19 protein-coding genes are annotated in these 18005 nt (G+C 58.3%); 8 read left to right on the forward strand and 11 right to left on the reverse strand.

Going from position 1 to position 18005, the window contains the following annotated elements:
- Nucleotide 1 precedes the first annotated feature (1 nt).
- The 10 genes from rpsN to ABIE13_RS20305 form a co-directional block, all read right to left on the reverse strand.
- The gene (gene rpsN, locus ABIE13_RS20260; protein WP_354446782.1) at nt 2-307 is read right to left on the reverse strand and encodes a 30S ribosomal protein S14; all 306 of its coding nucleotides are present in this window, start codon (nt 305-307) and stop codon (nt 2-4) included.
- Between the two features lie 11 nt (nt 308-318).
- A complete protein-coding gene (gene rplE, locus ABIE13_RS20265; RefSeq protein WP_354446784.1) occupies nt 319-858 on the reverse strand; it encodes a 50S ribosomal protein L5 in 540 nt (179 codons plus the stop codon).
- Between the two features lie 12 nt (nt 859-870).
- Complete coding sequence (gene rplX / locus ABIE13_RS20270) at nt 871-1191, reverse strand: 50S ribosomal protein L24 (protein ID WP_354446785.1); 321 nt, start codon at nt 1189-1191, stop codon at nt 871-873.
- A 13-nt stretch (nt 1192-1204) separates the two neighbouring features.
- Nucleotides 1205-1573, reverse strand: a complete 369-nt coding sequence (gene rplN, locus ABIE13_RS20275; RefSeq protein WP_028601656.1) for a 50S ribosomal protein L14 — start codon at nt 1571-1573, stop codon at nt 1205-1207.
- A 190-nt stretch (nt 1574-1763) separates the two neighbouring features.
- Nucleotides 1764-3371: a glycerol-3-phosphate dehydrogenase/oxidase gene (locus tag ABIE13_RS20280; protein WP_354446787.1), complete on the reverse strand. Its 1608-nt coding sequence runs from the start codon at nt 3369-3371 to the stop codon at nt 1764-1766.
- A gap of 106 nt (nt 3372-3477) precedes the next feature.
- The gene (glpK, locus tag ABIE13_RS20285; protein WP_354446789.1) at nt 3478-5007 is read right to left on the reverse strand and encodes a glycerol kinase GlpK; all 1530 of its coding nucleotides are present in this window, start codon (nt 5005-5007) and stop codon (nt 3478-3480) included.
- A 165-nt stretch (nt 5008-5172) separates the two neighbouring features.
- Nucleotides 5173-5433: a SemiSWEET transporter gene (locus tag ABIE13_RS20290; protein ID WP_354446791.1), complete on the reverse strand. Its 261-nt coding sequence runs from the start codon at nt 5431-5433 to the stop codon at nt 5173-5175.
- Between the two features lie 12 nt (nt 5434-5445).
- Nucleotides 5446-6462 carry a 2Fe-2S iron-sulfur cluster-binding protein gene (locus ABIE13_RS20295; RefSeq protein ID WP_354446793.1) on the reverse strand — a complete coding sequence of 339 codons (1017 nt, stop codon included), beginning with the start codon at nt 6460-6462 and terminating at the stop codon, nt 5446-5448.
- Between the two features lie 14 nt (nt 6463-6476).
- On the reverse strand, nt 6477-6806 hold the full coding sequence (locus ABIE13_RS20300) for a non-heme iron oxygenase ferredoxin subunit (RefSeq protein WP_354446795.1): 330 nt from the start codon (nt 6804-6806) through the stop codon (nt 6477-6479).
- Nucleotides 6807-6987: 181 nt separating this feature from the next.
- Nucleotides 6988-8487: a PAS domain S-box protein gene (locus ABIE13_RS20305; protein ID WP_354446797.1), complete on the reverse strand. Its 1500-nt coding sequence runs from the start codon at nt 8485-8487 to the stop codon at nt 6988-6990.
- 220 nt (nt 8488-8707) lie between these two features.
- Between ABIE13_RS20305 and ABIE13_RS20310 the strand changes: the two genes are divergently transcribed.
- The 6 genes from ABIE13_RS20310 to ABIE13_RS20335 all read left to right on the forward strand — a co-directional run bounded on the left by ABIE13_RS20310 (nt 8708) and on the right by ABIE13_RS20335 (nt 14927).
- Entirely contained in the window at nt 8708-10036 is a 1329-nt protein-coding gene (locus tag ABIE13_RS20310) for an acetamidase/formamidase family protein (RefSeq protein ID WP_354446799.1), read from the forward strand.
- Nucleotides 10037-10087: 51 nt separating this feature from the next.
- Nucleotides 10088-11290 (forward strand): aromatic ring-hydroxylating oxygenase subunit alpha, encoded by a 1203-nt coding sequence (locus ABIE13_RS20315; RefSeq protein WP_354446801.1) that lies wholly within the window; start codon nt 10088-10090, stop codon nt 11288-11290.
- A 14-nt stretch (nt 11291-11304) separates the two neighbouring features.
- The gene (locus ABIE13_RS20320) at nt 11305-11652 is read left to right on the forward strand and encodes a hypothetical protein (protein ID WP_354446803.1); all 348 of its coding nucleotides are present in this window, start codon (nt 11305-11307) and stop codon (nt 11650-11652) included.
- 67 nt (nt 11653-11719) lie between these two features.
- Nucleotides 11720-12205 (forward strand): nuclear transport factor 2 family protein, encoded by a 486-nt coding sequence (locus ABIE13_RS20325; protein WP_354446805.1) that lies wholly within the window; start codon nt 11720-11722, stop codon nt 12203-12205.
- Nucleotides 12206-12416: 211 nt separating this feature from the next.
- Nucleotides 12417-13493 (forward strand): porin, encoded by a 1077-nt coding sequence (locus ABIE13_RS20330; RefSeq protein ID WP_354446807.1) that lies wholly within the window; start codon nt 12417-12419, stop codon nt 13491-13493.
- Between the two features lie 18 nt (nt 13494-13511).
- Nucleotides 13512-14927, forward strand: a complete 1416-nt coding sequence (locus tag ABIE13_RS20335; protein WP_354446808.1) for a purine-cytosine permease family protein — start codon at nt 13512-13514, stop codon at nt 14925-14927.
- 279 nt (nt 14928-15206) lie between these two features.
- Here ABIE13_RS20335 and ABIE13_RS20340 read toward each other — a convergent pair whose 3' ends face one another.
- Entirely contained in the window at nt 15207-15845 is a 639-nt protein-coding gene (locus ABIE13_RS20340) for a response regulator transcription factor (protein ID WP_354446809.1), read from the reverse strand.
- 373 nt (nt 15846-16218) lie between these two features.
- Between ABIE13_RS20340 and ABIE13_RS20345 the strand changes: the two genes are divergently transcribed.
- Both ABIE13_RS20345 and ABIE13_RS20350 read left to right on the forward strand, forming a co-directional pair.
- Nucleotides 16219-17484, forward strand: a complete 1266-nt coding sequence (locus ABIE13_RS20345; protein ID WP_354446810.1) for a styrene monooxygenase/indole monooxygenase family protein — start codon at nt 16219-16221, stop codon at nt 17482-17484.
- On the forward strand, nt 17474-18004 hold the full coding sequence (locus tag ABIE13_RS20350) for a flavin reductase family protein (RefSeq protein ID WP_354446811.1): 531 nt from the start codon (nt 17474-17476) through the stop codon (nt 18002-18004). The genes ABIE13_RS20345 and ABIE13_RS20350 overlap by 11 nt, the downstream gene beginning before the upstream one ends.
- Nucleotide 18005: the final 1 nt, after the last annotated feature.

Genomic DNA, 18005 nt, shown 5'->3' on the forward strand with positions numbered 1-18005 from the left:
CTTACCAGCTGGCCTTGGTGATACCAGGGATATCGCCAGCGAAAGCCAATTCGCGAATTTTCGAGCGACCCAGGCCGAACTGGCGGAAAGTACCGCGAGGACGACCAGTGATTCCGCAACGATTGCGCTGACGCGTCGGGTTAGCGTTGCGCGGCAACTTTTGCAGCGCCAGACGCGCTTGCGCGCGCTCGTCGTCGCTGCGCTTGGCGTCGCCTGCAATGGCTTTCAATTCAGCGTGCTTCTTGGCGTACTTGGCCACCAATTTGTCACGCTTCAGTTCGCGTTCGATCAAAGCTACTTTAGCCACTTGCGTTACCTTCAGTTCTTGAACGGGAAACGGAAAGCCGAGAGCAGCGCCTTGCACTCTTCGTCGTTCTTGGCCGTTGTCGTGATGCTGATATTGAGACCGCGCAAGGCATCCACCTTGTCATACTCAATCTCAGGGAAAATGATCTGCTCTTTGACGCCAACGTTGTAGTTGCCGCGGCCGTCAAACGAGCGCCCGGAGATACCACGGAAGTCGCGAACACGCGGCAAGGCCACGGTCACAAAGCGATCCAGGAATTCATACATGCGCACACCGCGCAATGTGACCATGGTGCCAATAGCCTGGCCTTCGCGGATCTTGAATCCAGCGATAGCGCGCTTGGCCTTGGTAACCACAGGCTTCTGGCCGGCGATCTTGGTCAGGTCAGCCACGGCGTTGTCCATGACTTTCTTATCCGCCACAGCCTCGCTCACACCCATGTTGAGAGTGATCTTGGTGATGCGCGGCACCTCCATTGGCGACTTGTAGCCGAACTTCTCGATGAGTTCGGGCGCCACTTTTTCACGGTAAATTTCTTGCAGTCGTGCCATGATTTTCTACCCTCAGGCCACTTTGATTTCGTCGCCGCTGGACTTGAAGACGCGCACGCGCTTGCCATCAGCCAACAACTTGATGCCCACGCGGTCAGCTTTACCGGTAGCTTTATTGAAGATTGCCACGTTCGATTGATGAATCGGCATGGCTTTCTCGACGATACCGCCAGCAACACCCTTCATGGGGTTTGGCTTGGCGTGCTTCTTGACGAGGTTGACACCTTCGACAATCAGGCGCTCTTCTGTGGCGCGCAGCGTCACTGTGCCACGCTTGCCTTTATCACGGCCAGCCAGCACGATCACTTCGTCGCCCTTGCGAATCTTGTTCATGATGCGTCTTTCCTTACAGCACTTCTGGTGCCAGTGACACGATCTTCATGAAGCGTTCGTTACGCAGTTCACGCGTAACTGGGCCGAAGATGCGGGTGCCGATAGGCTCCAACTTGGCATTGAGCAGCACGGCGGCATTGCCGTCGAACTTGATCAGCGAGCCATCACCGCGGCGGATGCCTTTTGCAGTGCGAACCACTACCGCACTGTAGATCTCGCCTTTTTTGACGCGACCGCGCGGAGCAGCTTCTTTAATGCTCACTTTGATAATGTCGCCCACGCTCGCGTAGCGACGCTTAGAGCCGCCCAGCACCTTGATGCAAAGGACGGACTTGGCGCCGGTGTTATCGGCGACCTCTAGTCGAGATTCAGTCTGGATCATTTCAAATTTCCCAACTTGTACCCAGCGCAGCAAAAAGCCACCGGATCAGTCTTGGGCCCGTCAACCGCGCCTGAAAAACCTCTTCCAGACGCTGCGCTTGGGGCAGATTCTCTAAGCCCAATTCGGGCGAAGCTCTCGATTATGCCGCGCGGCTGAGGCAGTGTCAACAGCTGCCTTCATGCGAGCGCATTTATCTGGCGCCGTATTGCTTGGCCAGGGCCTGAAATTCGGTCAAGCCCGCCGAGTACGGCGCTGATTCGGCTGTTTTCTGGCCAAGTTCGTCTGCCAGGATGCCTGCCACCGCTTCGGCGGCCGCTGCAGCCTTCGTGGCGTCCAGGAACAACATACGCGACCGGCGCGCCAGCACATCTTCCACTGTACGAGCATATTCAAAGCGCGCTGCAAAGCGCACCATGGCCTCGCTGAGTCCGGGGGCAAGGTAGTTGTCGCGTCCAGGCAACAACGACACATTTTCTGCCTCGGAGCCGTAAAGATGAAGCCCAGGTTCAGCGCTCACGCTCACTGCGCCGGCTCCTTGGGCTGGCGCCCCCACCAGGCGCTGTCCCGCTGTGCGTGACCGTCCGCGGACCGGCAAAAGCCCGCCAGACGTGCACTGCGCGAGCACGTCTTCTGCCATGGCCCGGTACGTCGTCCATTTTCCGCCGGTCACGGTCACCAGACCGGCTTTGGACACCAGAACCGTGTGCTCTCGGCTGATCGCGCGGGTAGGCGAGCCGTTTTCGCCACTTGGACGAACCAGGGGACGCAGGCCCACCCATTGGCTAAGGATGTCTGCCCTATGGGGGGCACGCCGCAGATAGCGCCCAGCCTCGCGAAGGATGAACTCGATCTCTTGTTCAAATGGCATGGGCTCCAGCGGCACATCCTGACGAGGTGTATCCGTGGTGCCCAAAATGAGCTTGCCAAGCCATGGCACGGCAAACAGCACCCGTCCGTCTGCCGTGCTGGGCACAAGCAGCGCGTGCGAGCCAGGAGAAAACGATTGGTCAACGACCAGATGAACCCCTTGGCTAGGTGCGACGATAGCGCCCGCAGTCTGCCCCTGGGCCTTGGCGTCCTGCTGGCGCAAGGCATCGACCCAAACGCCTGTGGCATTGACCACGCAGCGGGCGTTCAACCTGAATTCACGTCCGGTTTCCTCATCCCGGCAAGCCACGCCTGACACCTTGCCGCCTTCATGCAGCAAACCTGTCGCCGCGCAATAGTTGGCCAGCCTGGCGCCGTGAAGGGCTGCCGTACGGGCAATGGCGAGCGCCAGCCTGGCATCGTCAAACTGGCCGTCCCAGTACTTGACACCCCCCTTCAGCCCGCGGGGCTGCACGCCAGGCAGCAAACGTTGCGCCTGGCCGGAAGTCAGCCATTGCGTTCGTCCCAGCCCGGATTTGCCTGCCAAGGCATCGTAGACCTTCAAGCCAATGCCGTAGAAAGGCGTTTCCCACAGTTTGTAGGAGGGCATGACAAAGGGCAAGGGTTGCGCCAGGTGGGGCGCTCCCTGAAGGATGTTCAGCCGCTCGTGCAAGGCTTCGCGCACGAGATGGATGTCCCCCTGAGCAAGGTAGCGCACGCCGCCATGCACCAGCTTGGTGGCGCGCGATGAAGTGCCTTTGGCAAAGTCATGGGCTTCGACAAGGGCCACCGAGTAGCCCCGCAAGGTGGCGTCCAATGCCACACCCAACCCCGTAGCGCCCCCGCCTATGACAACCAGGTCATACCGCTCTGGCTCGCACAGGCGGGCGATGAGGTCTTCACGTGTTGTAGGCAGCGGAGCAGCGGTCATGATCCTGATTCTGACTGAGAAAACTGGAGCGCTGCTGACAACATCTACCAGATACGGCGCTGGCCTGGGAATGGCAGCAAGGCAGTCTACAAATCCTCGATGGATCTCATGGGCTCTCTTCTGCCCAGCCGCGAGATCTTGCCACTGCTTCACGCCAACGATCGAGGCAAGCTCGCCGAGCGGGCTCGGTGAGACCGGGTTCGAACCGCCGATCTACCGACCATTGCTGGGTAATGGCTGCCCCACCGCTCCAAACACCAATGGCCAGGCCCGCCAGATAGGCCGCTCCGAGAGCCGTGGTTTCCGTGATCTTGGGGCGCACCACCGGTACGCCCAGAAAGTCTGCCTGCATCTGCATCAACAGATCGTTGCGGCTGGCACCCCCATCGACCCGCAGTTCGGTCAAGGCAATGCCTGCATCACGCGTCATGGCACCAAATAGATCAGCGGACTGCAGCGCAATGGCTTCCAGGGCTGCACGGGCGATGTGCGCCCGTGTGGTGCCACGGGTCAGCCCCACCAGGGTGCCGCGGGCCCTGCCGTCCCAGTCCGGCGCCCCGAGGCCCGTGAACGCAGGTACCAAAAACGCATCACCGGTATCTGGCACGCTGGCGGCCAAGGCCTCCACCTCTGCTGCGCTGTCAATGATTCCAAGGCCATCGCGTAGCCACTGAATGGTGGCGCCAGCCATGAACACCGAGCCTTCCAGGCAGTACGCGGTGCGCCGCTCGCCGCCCTCTTCCGGGCCTTGCCAGCCCACGGTGCTCAGCAGGCGATTGCGGCTGGTCACCGCAGCCGTGCCGGTGTTCATGAGCATGAAGCACCCTGTGCCATAGGTATTTTTTGCCATTCCGACGCCGAAACAGGCTTGCCCGAATGTGGCGGCTTGTTGGTCGCCTGCCACGCCAGCGATCGGAATAGGCTCGCCAAGCCACTTGGGCAAGACCTCGCCCACAATACCGCTGGACGGCACGATACGGGGCAATACCGCACGAGGAATGTTGAAAAGATGCAGCAATTCATCGTCCCACTGCAGCGTGCGGATGTCCATCAGCAAGGTGCGGGAAGCATTGCTGGCATCCGTGGCATGAACCTGCCCGCCGGTCAGGTTCCAGATCAGCCAGCTGTCCACGGTGCCGAAAGCGAGTTCGCCGGCTTCCGCACGCGCACGAACTCCAGGCACGTGCTCAAGCAACCATTCGAGCTTGGTAGCCGAGAAATAGGAGTCGAGCACCAAACCTGTCTTGCGCTGGATAAGCCCCGCCTTTCCTGCAGCGCGCAATGCCTCGCAACGGGGGGTAGTGCGTCGGTCTTGCCAAACGATAGCCCTGGCCACCGGACGCCCCGTAGCGCGCTCCCACAGAACTGTAGTCTCCCTCTGATTCGTAATGCCTATGGCCCGGACCTTGACCGAGCCATAGGCAGCGCCGTGCTCGGCCGAAAGCTTTTGCAGGCATTCGCGCGCCACCTCCAACTGTGTCGACCAGATTTCCGCAGCGTCATGCTCCACCCACCCTGGCTTGGGGAAGTGTTGCGCGAATTCCCGCTGCGCCAGCGCCGCTACACGGCCATGGGAGTCGAAGGCGATGGCCCGAGAGCTGGTGGTGCCTTGGTCAAGCGCAAGCAAGTAGTCCATGGACTCAAGCGTAACCTGGGATATACCGGCAGGGGAAGGATTCTTCTTGTTCGGCGGTCCGAAAACCAAAAACCCGCACACTCTAAAGAATGTGCGGGTTTGAATTTTGGTGCCCTGTTATGGCCGCTCCGGGGCGAAGGTTCCCTATGGGGGCTGCTTCACGGATTATCTTTTTTCTACTTTGTATTTGAAGAAAATGACCAGAATCGCCAGGACTAGCACGATGGCGTTGTTCAAAATGATGGGCAGCGCCCCGATCAAGAGCCCGTAGCACAACCACAGGCCGACGCCCCCAATGAAGCATGTGTACATTCCATAGGAAATATCACGTGCCGAGCGAGTACGCCATATTTTCACGACTTGGGGAATAAAGGAGATCGTGGTCAGCATGCCCGCTACGGCGCCGATAAAATCGGTCAGGCTCATTTCGCTGTGCCTTCAGAAAAAGCGATCGAAGTAGATCTGCGACTTGTCCACCTTGTGGAGTTTCTGCAGCGTGTCCAGCACTGCTTGGATCATTGGTGGCGGTCCTGCCATGTAGTAGTCATGGCCGTGCGGGTTGGCCCCCACGACTTCTGCTACATATTCATGGATGAAGCCGACGCGGCCGCTCCAGCATGGGTCCTCTTGCTCCTTCGTGGACGAGACGGAGGAATAGAAGCGGATGCGCTCGCCAAAACCGGGCAGGCTCTCCAGCAGCGCCTCGCCGCACACGTCGCGCTGGGTTCTCGCGCCGTAGAAGAAGTGCAGGCGGCGCGATGCCAGTTGGCCTGTGCTGGCCATGGAGCGAGCGATGGACACCATGGGTGCCAGGCCGGAGCCTCCGGCAATACACACCACATCACGTGCCGAGCCCTCACGCAGAAAGGCCATGCCGAATGGGCCATCAAGCGTGATCTGATCACCCACACGCAACTGATCGAACAGCGCGTTCGATGCACTTCCGCCGTGGACGCGTCGCACCTGAAAGTGCCATTCGCCTTCATCGTTAGGAAGGTTGGACATGGAGTAGGCGCGCGTGCCTCTTACCCCCGGTAGTTGCAATGTGGCGAACTGGCCGGGCAGAAATGTGGCCGTCGTACCCGTTGCAAAGCGAAACTCGCGAATGTCGTGCGTGATGTCGTTGGTTGCGATCAACATGGCCGTTTGATTGCAAGGATTCGCGAGAGGCCGACAGGCTTCGTCAAAGCGCATCTTGATGCGGCAATCGGTGAGCGGTCGACACTGACATGCGAGCTTCCGGTTCTTGGCGCGGTCACGTGTTGACAGGCCCGGAGCATCGTCCCAGAGCACTTCCACGTCGCCTTCGAGCAACTCGAATTTGCAGGTGCCACATGCGCCCGCCGTGCATTCGTAGGGCATGCCGAGACCGGCACGCAGACCGCCCGCGAGCAGTGTGTCGCTGCGCGCGCAGGCGAAAAACTGCCCGCTTCCCTCAACGCTGATTTCCGCCATGGTGTGGATCCCTTTCACTGGTCTAGGCGAATGCCAATGACGCCGTTCTCGATCACGACGGGATAGGTCTTCAGGTTCACCACGCATGGAGCTCCCACCGCCTCGCCGGTGCGAATGTCGAACGCGCCCTGATGGAAGGGGCACTCCACGACGTCGCCATCTATTTCGCCATCGCACAGTGACGCTTCGCCGTGGGTGCAGGTGTCGTCGGTGACATAAAACTCACCATTCAGATTGAAGATGGCCAGCGGAGGACGATCCGCCAGTTCCACCCGCTTGGGGCAATCTGGCGCGACTTCGGAAGTGGGGCAAAGGAATTGAATGGTGTGCTCGGCTATGGCCATGAAATTGTCCCCTGATGGATTCGTCAACGAATCGACGCGCCATCAGCAGCGGGTTTGCCCAGGCAAACAGCATCTGGATGGCACGACAACGATGGTTTCATCGTATGGAAAGGGACGCCGCGCAGCTATTGGATTGATTGCTTAGCCACTACAGGTTTTTGCTTATTCCCTGCATGGACATTCAGGAAGATCGCGGAAGCATCACGTGAAAACAGGCGCCTGAGTTACCTTCCGGGCGCGTGAACCACACATGTCCTTCGTGTGTATCGACGATGGATTTGCACAGTGAAAGCCCGATGCCCAGGCCAGAATTTTTTGTGGAAAAGAAAGACGTGAAGATATGATCGGGACTTACCCTTGGCAAACCCGGACCGGTATCTGTCACGGTGATTTGAACGTGCTTACTCTTGCCGCTTGCGATGCCGATGTGCAGTCTGCGCCGATCTGGGGGCATGCTGGACATAGCCTCGATACCGTTAACCGCGAGGTTGATGACGACCTGTTGGATGAGCACTTCATCGCATTCAACTTCACAATTCGCATCATCAAATGCATAGCTCACCGATACGCCGTGATCGCGTGCCCGAATTTCGATCAGACTGCGGATATCCTCGATCAGCGAACGCAGGTCAATCACTTGCCTTTGGAAGCTGCGGTTGCAAGTAAACTCGCGCACCTTGTTGATGATGCGACCGGCGCGCTCGGCCTCGTTCTGCGTCAGTTCCAGAACGCGCAGCAATTCGTCGTTGGTGTAGTTTCCTGAGCATATGCGTCTGCGGCACCCCGCGACGAAGTTGACGATGGCGAAGAACGGCTGATTCAGCTCGTGCGCCAATGCCGTCGCCATCTCGCCTGTGGTGGAAATGCGTGAGATGCGGCTGAGTTCCAGTGCCCGCAAGCGTGCCTTTTCCTCGGCCGCGATGCGTTCGGTGACGTCGCGAAAGTTGATTAGAAGCCCCCTGACCGCAGCGTCGTCGAGGAGATTGCGGCACACCGCCTCGTGGGTCTTCCATTCGCCGTTGCGATGGCGCACGCGGTAGCTCAACTTGACGCTGGCATTGGTTTTCAGTTCGTTCAGTCCGTTGAGCGCCGTGCGCACGTCTTCCACATCTTCCGGGTCGATGAAGGCATACACGGAGCGGCCCATCAGTGACCGTGCCGAGACACCCAGCAAGGCGTTGATGGAGGGGCCGACAAATTGAATCGCGCCGTTGGTCGACACGATGGCGATGCCGTCCGACGAGCGCTCGATGAGCTTGCGGTAGTAGCGCTCACGCTCCTTGAGCACGGCATGTGCTTCCTTGCGTTCCGAGATATCCCGCGCCATCGCGATGACGCGCCCGATGCCGTTCATTGTGATGCGCTTGAGGCTCACCTCTACGGGCGTTTCTTTTTCCAACGCGTTGCGAATAACCCATTCAAAGATCACCGATTCACCGCTGTCACGCGCCTTCCAGATCTGCTGCAGACCGATCTCCGTATTGAATGGGGGATGGTTGCGAGTGAGTTCACCGATGGACATTCCGCGTAGCTCTTCAATCGTGTAGCCATACAGTTCGCAGGCCTTGCGATTAGCTTCAAGAATTTCTCCAGTATCCATATCGTGGATGACCATGATGTCGTTGGCAAATTCAAAAACGTCTTGGTAACTGGTGCTACTGAGTGGACTGGTGACATTCATGAGGTGTGCCTTCGCATTCGGAGGGTCGCCGAGCAGCATAGCACCGCGCCTATCGCCGCGGCACTGTGGATTGCCCGTTAAGTGTTAGCACTTAACACACTAGTCATCCGACCGGATAACGTGCGCGCCGACATCTCTTTACGCTACGAGCACTGATCAGAACGCATGTTCAACCGCCATCTGAATCCACTCGCTTCGCAAGCATTACAAGGAGAACTTGATGAACCACATCACAGCCGTGGCACCAGAGGACGTCGTCCAGGTGACCTCTTTCACGCGGGGCGTCATCGGCCCAAGCCTGAAGCTGCTGGGGCCCGTAAAGGATGGTGGCCGCATAGTTACGGGAACGCCCCCCGGCTGCTGGGGCCCGATGATCACACCGATCTTTCAGGGTGGCCATGAAGTTTCACAGCCAGTAGCTGTAGAGGGCGCCGAAGTCGGCGATGCGGTGGCACTGAAGATCGAACGCTGCTCCGTCACATCGCTCGCCACTTCGTCAGGCGTGATGGAGTTCGTCGAAGGCCGCTATCTAGGTGACCCCTTCGTCGCCAAACGCTGCACGACCTGCGGCACCGAAAGCCCGTCAAGCCATGTCGAAGGCACGGGTGATGACGCGATTCACTGCGACGTATGCGGCGCCGAAGTCAACGCGTTTCGCTTCAGCCATGGCTATGTCATCGTGCTCGACAGTGAGAACCGCGTCTCGCTAACGGTGAACAAGGAGGCGGCCCAGCGCATCGCGGGCATGCCCAACGAGCTGGCACGCCTGCCGGAGATGTCCGAGCAGCACTCCATCCTTTCACTGGCACGCTCCGATATAAGTGGTCTGGCGGCGCACATGCAGCCGTTCCTTGGAAACATCGGCACCATCCCTTCGGTGGACATGCCCGACTCGCACAATGCAGGTGACTTCGGCGCCTTCCTGGTAGACGCACCACACCGCTTCGGAATGAGCCGCGAGTCGCTCGACGCCCACAAGACCGACGGCCACATGGATACCAACAGCGTTCGTGAAGGAGCCATCCTGATCTGTCCCGTGAAGGTACGAGGTGCCGGCGTGTACATGGGCGACATGCACGCGCAGCAGGGCAATGGCGAAATCGCTGGCCACGCAACCGATGTGGCAGGCGAGGTGGAGCTAAAAGTGCAGATTATCAAGGGCCTGAAACTCGACGGCCCTATTCTGCTGCAACGCCCAGACGATCTGCCACCGATGGCACGCCCCATGAGTGCAGCGCAGCGTGCGCACGTGAAGGTGCTGGGCGAGCGCTACGGTCAGCACAAGATTGAAGAGAACGCTCCCATTACTTTCATTGGCTCGGCAGCGAATCTCAACGACGCCACCAAAAACGGCCTGCAGCGCGCCGCAGATGTGACAGGGCTTCCTTACGACGAGATCCTGAACCGCGCAACGATCGCAGGCTCGATCGAGATCAGCCGACTGCCTGGTGTCGTGCGCGTCACGTTCCTGTGTCCGATGCCCATTTTGGAGCGTCTCGGAATTGCGGAACTGGCTCGGGCTCAGTACGGGCTGGACAACCCAGCTTGAAGCCGAAAAAGCATTTCACTCCTTTACCCATTTTTTTATAAAGGTACCGTCATGGAGACAAACAACCAAACCCTTCGCTGGGCCAGTAAATTCCCGGAACTCGGCACTGAGCCCGTTCCAGTAGAGCCTTGCATTGCGCCGGAGTTCTACGAGCGCGAGAAAGAGCGTGTGTTTTCACGCACCTGGTTGAAGGTTGGTCGCGTAGAGGAGATATCCAGGGTTGGCGACTACAAGGTCAAGAAGATCCATTTCGCCAAAACATCGGTGATTCTGATTCATGGCAAGGACGGTGTGATCCGTGGCTTTCACAACACCTGCTCGCACCGCGGCAACAAGGTCATCGTGGAAACTGGCGAAGAAACCTTCGGTCGCAATAAGGCCGCTGTGGTGACCTGTCGTTTCCACGGCTGGGTATACGACGGCGAGGGCCAACTGGTACAAGTGCCGGAAGAAGAACGCTTCGCTTCGAACTTCGACAAGTGCACCCAGGGCTTGACTCCAGTGCACACCGATGTCTGGGAAGGATTCATCTTCATCAATCTGGCCAAAACGCCGGACCGTTCGCTGAAGGACTATCTCGGCGGGATGGGCCAGCATCTGGCAGGCTATCCGTTCGCGGAGATGAGTCAGGTCTTCAGCTACAACACGTTGCTGGATTGCAACTGGAAGGTCGCCCTCGATGCGTTCTCCGAGGCCTATCACGTATCCACCATCCACGCGGGATCCTTCCCCAACGTGTTCTCCAGCGGCCTGTCCGATGTGGAACTGTTCGGCGAACATCGCACCACCGGCATCTGCCTGTCGCTCAATGCCAAGCCGACTCCCGTGGCCGCCATTGCCAACAGCATCACGGGTGCTTCGCTGGTGTCGCAACGCGGCTCGTCCATGCTGCCACCGGGTGTAAATCCCCACCGCCACAACGACTTTTCGTTCGAGCTGAGTGTCGTTTTTCCCAACATTCTGATTCACGTCTCTGAAGGCATCTGGTTCACCCACCAGTTCTGGCCCGTGGCACACAACAAGACGCGGTGGGAGGGCAAGTACTACGTGAAGCCAGCCAAGACCAACAGCGAGCGCTGGGCTACCGAGTTCGCCCAAGTGCTGCAGCGCAACGCCTGGTTGGAAGACACCGCCACGATGGAAGACACCCACGCGGCCCTGGAGTCCGGCGCAAAGCAGTACATGTTCCTGCAAGACGAAGAAATTCTGCTGCGCCATGGCTACAAGGTGCTCGAACAATACCTCGAACAATGATGGAGATGTCAGACATGACCACACAGAATCTATTGCCTGAAGAATTCGAAGCTCTTGAACCGCTGGTTGCGCTGTGGGCATTACCCACACAGAACGAGCGCCAGCAACGACGCATCAGTTCTGCGCGTACTGCGATCAAGAGTTTCTACGACACCATGCTGCCTCAGTTACCCGCGATCCTCAAAAAGCTCGACGAATTTCCGCTTGGTCAGCTGCCGGAGAAGGAGTCCCGCTTGATGACGCTGGCGTTGTCGCTTGCGGAAGTGGCTCCGCACATCGAGCTCTATGGCGGCGATCCCAAAGTGCCCTACGCGTTCGATGAGGCGCGTTTGGTCGCCGAGCACGGTCAGCTCGCATATTGATAACAGCCCCTATGCGGTCTGCAACGCCGTTGAGGCGTCGCGGATCGCCATCCCGGGAGATTTACCGATGGCTACCAGAACGCTCTCCCAGCGCATTGCCCGCATTGAGGCGATCACTGAAATCCAACAGCTTGTTGGGCGTTATGCCCATGGCGCGGACCGGCATAACGATGCCGCGCTGATGGCCCCGCTCTTTAGCCACAACGCAGTCTGGGAGGCCAGAGGCTTCGGACGCCATCAAGGTCGCGACGTGATCGCCACGGAGCTTGCACGCATCGGCAGGGAAGAGATCGTGTGGAGCGCGCACTACATGACGCCGCCCGTCATCGACGTGGACGACGATCTGCTCCAGGCCCGGTGCCGCTGGCATCTGTGGGAACTTGCCCGGATCCAAGACCCCTCGGGTAGCGGACCGTCCGCCGCGGCGCACTGGATCTGTGGTGAGTACGACACCAGTCTCATCGTCGAAAAAAGGCGTTGGTGCTTCAAGCAGCTTGATCTCAACCTGCGCCTGATCCATCGACACGACGCGGAGTGGTTGCCGCTCGGCTGAAGAGCAAGTCACCCGCGTATGGTAGCCGCGCACTCGAGGTACGGGCGTCGGTCAATGTCCATTCCCTTGTACTGAAGCGTAGCACCGAGCAGCACGCAAATCAGAAGAAGTCGCCAGATATGCGCCACTTTCAGCGCAGGGATAGCCATATCCCGAACCCACAAACGATCACTCGAATGATCTGAATGAGTCACAACCAAGGAGACAGAAGATGAAGAAGAATGTCAAGTGGATTTTGATGGCAGCCATGGGAGTTCCGCTCGCGGCAGCTGCGCAAAGCAACGTGACCACATATGGCACGCTGGACGCAGGTATCACGTCCATAAGCAACCAGGGAGGCTCACGCAACACCACTCTTGCCAACGGCATGCAGATTCCGAACCTGTTCGGTTTCCAGGGTAGTGAAGAGCTGGGCGGTGGCATGAAGACGGTCTTCAAGCTCGAGACCCAGTTCAGCCTCGGCGATGGCCAATTTATCGGCGGCAGTGGCTTCACCCGCCAGACCTACGTGGGACTCGCCAGCCCGGTGGGTACGTTCACCATGGGCTATCAGTACGACTTCATGTTCGAGTCACTGTCCGCCGCACGCCTGGCCGGATCACTGCCCTATGTGAGTCTCTACAACCTGCAGCAAGGCCCATTCCAGGGACTGGGAACACCTTTCGGTGGACTGGACTTCAACCGCGTTGCGGGCGCATTTCGTGTGCCAAGCTCAGTCAAGTTCGTCACCAAGGACCTCAATGGTTTCAACGCTGGTGTGTTGTACGGCATGGGTGAAAAGGCCGGCTCGTTCGGAACCAACAGCACGATCAGCGCGGGCGTCAACTATGCGAATGGCCCATGGGGTGTGAACGCCGCGTATACCTATGCGAAAGATCCGTCCATCAATGAAGGCAAGGATGGCATCCGCAACTGGGGTGTCGGTGGTCGCTACACGACGAGCTCCATGCAGGTGGATGCCATCTACACCAACACACAGAACACTTTCACCAATGCTCGCGCCAATGTGTATCAGGTGGGTGCAGATTTCAAGATCACCCCCACCACCATCCTGCGTGGCGACTATCAGCTCATGAAAGGCAACGCTTTGGTGACCAACAACAAGGCGCATCAGTTCGGTGTGACGCTGGACTACTGGTTCTCCAAGCGCACCGACATTTACGCCAACTTGGTCTATCAGCGCACCAGCGGCAACGGTGCGACGAATGCCTGGATTGCGGGCTTGCCCGGCGCTTCCGATGGACGCAGCCAAACGGCGCTGCGCATCGGCATGCGTCATTTCTTCTAATGAACAAGGAGATTCATCATGCACAGTGAATCGCAAATCAAGTCCCGCACCGACGACCACGCTTTAGAGGCCGTTCCAGACAGCGAACGCCAGAACTGGCTGCAACTGTCGTGGAGCACGGCGGGTATCGTCACCACCCTGATCCAGCTGTTTGTCGGCGCACTTGTGACCTTTGTTGCGGGCATCAAGATCGGCATGTTGGCGGGCGTGTTCGTAGCCATCGTCGGTGCGCTGCTCGGATGGGGCGCAGGCCACATCGCCTACAAGACAGGGCTGTCCAGTACCGTGCTGTCTCGCGATCATGGACTCGGATCGCGTGGCTCGGCATTGCTGGCACTGGTGTTCGGCTTCATGATTACGGGCTTCATCGCCCTTGAGAATGCGCTGCTGTACAAGGGCTTTCTGTTCTATCTGAACCAGCCCGACACGCTGACCATGCGCATCATCATCTATGGCATTCTCACACTGGCGTGGATTCTGCTCACGGCTTTCGGCTTCAAGTTGGTCGCGCGCGTGTCCTCGCTCACGTTGGTGGCCTTCCTCGCGGTGCTGGTGTATATGATGGTTGAGGTCATCACCATGTCTGGTCAGTCTTGGGCCTCGGTGACGCAATTCGGTGCACAGATGCCCGAAGAGATGCTGCGTGCAATGGGCGCTGACACCGACTTTGGCAAGTTCAGCTTCTGCGTGAACGTGATGATCGGCTCGGCTGGCGCACTGGCGTTGATCGACGCCGATCTCGGCCGCTACGCCAAGTCCTCTCGTGACATCGCCATCGCCGCGGTGATTGGCAACGTGTTCATGGACATCGTCATGGTGGCGATCGGCGGTATCGTGATGTATGCGGGCATGGACCAGATCATCGCGCACCATGTCAAGATCGGTGGCCTCACCGAAGCTGCAGCCCGTGCGCTGGCCCTGCAAAGTCCCGACAGCGTGGCCGTGGCCTTCATCATCTTCGGCGGAGCGCTGGGCACTTTGCTGATGGTGTTTGCGCAATCGAAGGCGCAGGTTCTCAACACGTACAGCGCATCGCTCTCACTTACCAATCTTGCCGACGTGCTGTTCAACTGGCGTCCCGGTCGCTTCACCTTCGTGATCCTGACCAATGTGTTCGCATGTCTAATGCTGGTGGGATCGATCCTTGACTGGTTCAACTCCTTTATCACCGTGCTGGGCGTACTCACCACGTGCTTTGCGGGGATCATTATCGCCGACTACCTGTTCGTCAAACCCCGTTTGGGGTACTCCACTCCGGTGGGCGAGGAGATCAACTGGGCTGGCGTCATCACAGTGGCTGTGGGGTTTGTACTGGCGCATTTTGTCTTGCAGAAGTTTGTGCCCATCGAGTTCTTTACTTCACTGGTGACTTCGTTCGTTCTTTATCCCGTGCTCAGAATCTCCATGCTACGCAGGTTGAAGCCTGCAACCTGACCACCAGAAATCAAAAGGCCCGATCGTTCTTTGGAAAGATCGGGTCTTTTTGTACTTGGTATGGTTTTTTGATTGACGGATTGCTGTCCTATGCTTGTTCATGCAATCTTCGTTGTGGCGTTCCGATATGACCCCCAGCGCTCCCACATGACCGCCTTTTGGCTTTCCGTGTAGCAGGGTCGGTCCGGTGCTTCATTTGCAACACTCCTTCTGCTTGCGCAGTTTTAGTGTGTTGCATCGACCGGTTGAATCCGCCTGGATGACCACGTTCTTTTCGCTTCAATACTGTGTCGATCCGCGCATACCCAGGCGAATTAACTCTGCCAGTGAAGTAGCTCCCAATTTCTCGCGAATGTGGGCGCGGTGCACTTCCACTGTCTTGTAGCTGATGTTCAAACGGATGGCTATGACCTTGGAAGCAAGTCCTTCCACCAGCAGGTCGAACACTTCGCGCTCGCGTGTCGAGAGCTGGTTGAGCAGGTCTGTCGTTTCGTCATTGACCCTGGCCTTATGGTATTCGTTCAGGCCGACCTTGATGGCCCCGGTGACCTTGTCCAGCAGGTCTTGATCGTTGAACGGCTTCTCGATGAAGTCGTACGCGCCGTCCTTCATGGCACGCACGGTCATGGGGATGTCGCCATGTGCCGTCAGGAAGATGATGGGCAGATTGAAGCCTGAGGTGCGCATTGTCTGCTGCAGCTCGAAGCCGCCCATGTAGGGCATGCGCAGGTCCAGCAACACGCAGCCGGGAATCGTCGGATCAGCGCCTGCGAGGAACTCGCGGCCGTTCGAGAAAACTTCTACTTTGTGGCAGACGGATTCAAGCAACCAGCGCAGAGACTCTCGCACTGACTCGTCGTCATCGACGACATAGACCTTAGGCTCGTATTCGTGGGCTGTAGAGCGAGTTGGGGGCATGGAGCTGTCCGCTTGCTTCTGTGTTATCGGATAAGCCAAGTGAATGCAATTAGCGTACCTATACGAGTCGCAACGGCGCTCGTACTCAATGGTGTTGCCGCATTCATTGTGCTTCTGTCGTGAGAGGCTGACGGATTCAGCTTTGCGCAAGATTCTAGCCATCGAATGAGCAGATTTGCAATTGGGAATTTCCGCAGTTTCTTTGGATTTCTGGGTTGGCACCTAGGGAATTAGGACAGCATATGACTGAACTGCGTATCTGCTTGATCCGACTAAGTGCTTCCATCTATGGGTTTAGGTAGCCGAGGGCATTTACCGCGAAGCCCTGCGCTTCTACGCTATACCCAATCCCAACAAGCAGGAGACAGACATCGTGACGAAAGTAGCAATCATCGGCGGCGGGCAGTGTGGCTTTCATCTGGCATTCGGACTGCTGGATCGAGGCTTCGAGATCACACTCTACACAGATCGCACCCCAGACCAGCTTCTGGGCGGAAAGATTCCCAGCACCGCCTTTCTATTCAACCAGACGCTGGAATGGGAGCGTCGCCTGGGACTGAACTTCTGGGAAGACTGCGCGCCTATTGGCGAAGGCATGCTGGTCGACTTCCGCGATCCCAACGGCAAGGTCATGATGACGGTGAAAGGCCAGTTGGGTGATCGCTCTGGTCAGGCCATCGACCAACGCTCGAAGTTCGCGCGCTGGACGCAGGAGTTCGAGCGCCGCGGCGGCACACTGGTGTATCGCGCCATAGACATGAGCGAGTTGGAAGGCATCGCTGGCGACAACGATCTCACGTTGGTCGCTTCCGGCAAGGGTCCAATCAACGCACTGTTCGCTCGCGATGCAGAGCGCAGCGTGCATGCAACTCCGCCCCGTAATCTGGCCGCTATGCTGCTCACGGGGTCCAAGCTGATCGGCGATCATCCCTGGCCCAAGGCTTCCTTCCGACCTCTGCGCTTTAATTTCGTTTTCGGCGTGGGCGAGTTCTTTTCGCTGCCGTTCTATACCCACACAGTGGGCGAATGCCGCAGCATACTGTTCGAGGCATGTCCAGGCGGCCCAATGGATCGCTTCCAATCCGCAGCGGACGGAGCAGAAATGTTAGAGATCGCACGGGGCGTAATGAGTGACTTCGCGCCTGACGATCTACCCTTATTCGAAGGTGCACAGCTCACCGATGAGAATGCTTGGCTCAAGGGTGCGTTCACTCCGACCATTCGCCACCCGGTCGGTAGGCTCGCATCGGGCCGCGTCGTCATGGGTGTAGGCGATACCGTGTGCCTCAACGATCCAATTTCGGGACAAGGCGCCAACAATGCATCGCGCATGGCTGAGCACCTTATCCAGGCCATAGTCGCCCATGGCAACGCAGCGTTCGATGCGGACTGGATGCAGAACGCATTCGACACCTTCTGGAATAGTTCGGCAAGCTACACATCGGCCTTCACCAATGCGCTGCTGAACCCACCGGGCGATGCAGTGATGCATGTGCTGCAGGCAGCGTCCGTTCAGCCACACATTGGCGATCACTTCATGCGTTGCTTTGAGCGTCCCAGCGAATACTGGCCGTGGATCGCCGATCTGGAAGAAGCCAAGCGATTCGTCGCCGACAGGAGCCTGAGCCATGCTGCATGAACAGGAAATCAAAAATCGCCCCTGGCGGCATCGTCATGAGATTGCCGATGCTCCAGCGGACTTCCGCAAGGCACTGGGTTGCTTTGCCACCGGCGTGACCGTGGTAACGACCGTGGATGGCGAAGGAAACCGCGTGGGCCTCACCGCCAACTCCTTCACGTCGGTGTCCATAGACCCACCGCTCGTGCTCTGGAGCCTGTCACGGCGTTCGCCCAATCTCTCTGCATTCGAGACCTGCGATCACTTCGCTATCAACGTGCTGGCAAATACGCAGCGGCATATCTGCACGCAGTTCTCTCGCCCCGTGGAGAATCGCTTTGCTGGCGTCGAAGCCATCGAAGGTGTGGGCGGCGTGCCGATGATCGCAGGTGCGATTGCGCATTTTGAGTGCGAGAAAGAGACCGTGCATTCGGGCGGCGATCACATCATCTTCGTCGGCCGTGTGAGCCGCTTCCGCTGGCAGGAAAATAAACCGCTGGTGTTCTGCATGGGCGCGCTGCATGAACTGGAATTGGGTTAGG

Origin of the sequence: Ottowia thiooxydans (genome assembly GCF_040548795.1) — a bacterium.
Taxonomy (GTDB): Bacteria; Pseudomonadota; Gammaproteobacteria; order Burkholderiales; family Burkholderiaceae_C; genus Ottowia; species Ottowia thiooxydans_A.

Coding starts and splice junctions, on each gene's coding strand:
- rplE (WP_354446784.1), bottom strand. CDS start 858: ATGGCACGACTGCAAGAAATTTACCGTGAAAAAGTGGCGCCCGAACTC.
- rplX (WP_354446785.1), bottom strand. CDS start 1,191: ATGAACAAGATTCGCAAGGGCGACGAAGTGATCGTGCTGGCTGGCCGT.
- rplN (WP_028601656.1), bottom strand. CDS start 1,573: ATGATCCAGACTGAATCTCGACTAGAGGTCGCCGATAACACCGGCGCC.
- ABIE13_RS20280 (WP_354446787.1), bottom strand. CDS start 3,371: ATGACCGCTGCTCCGCTGCCTACAACACGTGAAGACCTCATCGCCCGC.
- glpK (WP_354446789.1), bottom strand. CDS start 5,007: ATGGACTACTTGCTTGCGCTTGACCAAGGCACCACCAGCTCTCGGGCC.
- ABIE13_RS20290 (WP_354446791.1), bottom strand. CDS start 5,433: ATGAGCCTGACCGATTTTATCGGCGCCGTAGCGGGCATGCTGACCACG.
- ABIE13_RS20295 (WP_354446793.1), bottom strand. CDS start 6,462: ATGGCGGAAATCAGCGTTGAGGGAAGCGGGCAGTTTTTCGCCTGCGCG.
- ABIE13_RS20300 (WP_354446795.1), bottom strand. CDS start 6,806: ATGGCCATAGCCGAGCACACCATTCAATTCCTTTGCCCCACTTCCGAA.
- ABIE13_RS20305 (WP_354446797.1), bottom strand. CDS start 8,487: ATGAATGTCACCAGTCCACTCAGTAGCACCAGTTACCAAGACGTTTTT.
- ABIE13_RS20310 (WP_354446799.1), top strand. CDS start 8,708: ATGAACCACATCACAGCCGTGGCACCAGAGGACGTCGTCCAGGTGACC.
- ABIE13_RS20315 (WP_354446801.1), top strand. CDS start 10,088: ATGGAGACAAACAACCAAACCCTTCGCTGGGCCAGTAAATTCCCGGAA.
- ABIE13_RS20320 (WP_354446803.1), top strand. CDS start 11,305: ATGACCACACAGAATCTATTGCCTGAAGAATTCGAAGCTCTTGAACCG.
- ABIE13_RS20325 (WP_354446805.1), top strand. CDS start 11,720: ATGGCTACCAGAACGCTCTCCCAGCGCATTGCCCGCATTGAGGCGATC.
- ABIE13_RS20330 (WP_354446807.1), top strand. CDS start 12,417: ATGAAGAAGAATGTCAAGTGGATTTTGATGGCAGCCATGGGAGTTCCG.
- ABIE13_RS20335 (WP_354446808.1), top strand. CDS start 13,512: ATGCACAGTGAATCGCAAATCAAGTCCCGCACCGACGACCACGCTTTA.
- ABIE13_RS20340 (WP_354446809.1), bottom strand. CDS start 15,845: ATGCCCCCAACTCGCTCTACAGCCCACGAATACGAGCCTAAGGTCTAT.
- ABIE13_RS20350 (WP_354446811.1), top strand. CDS start 17,474: ATGCTGCATGAACAGGAAATCAAAAATCGCCCCTGGCGGCATCGTCAT.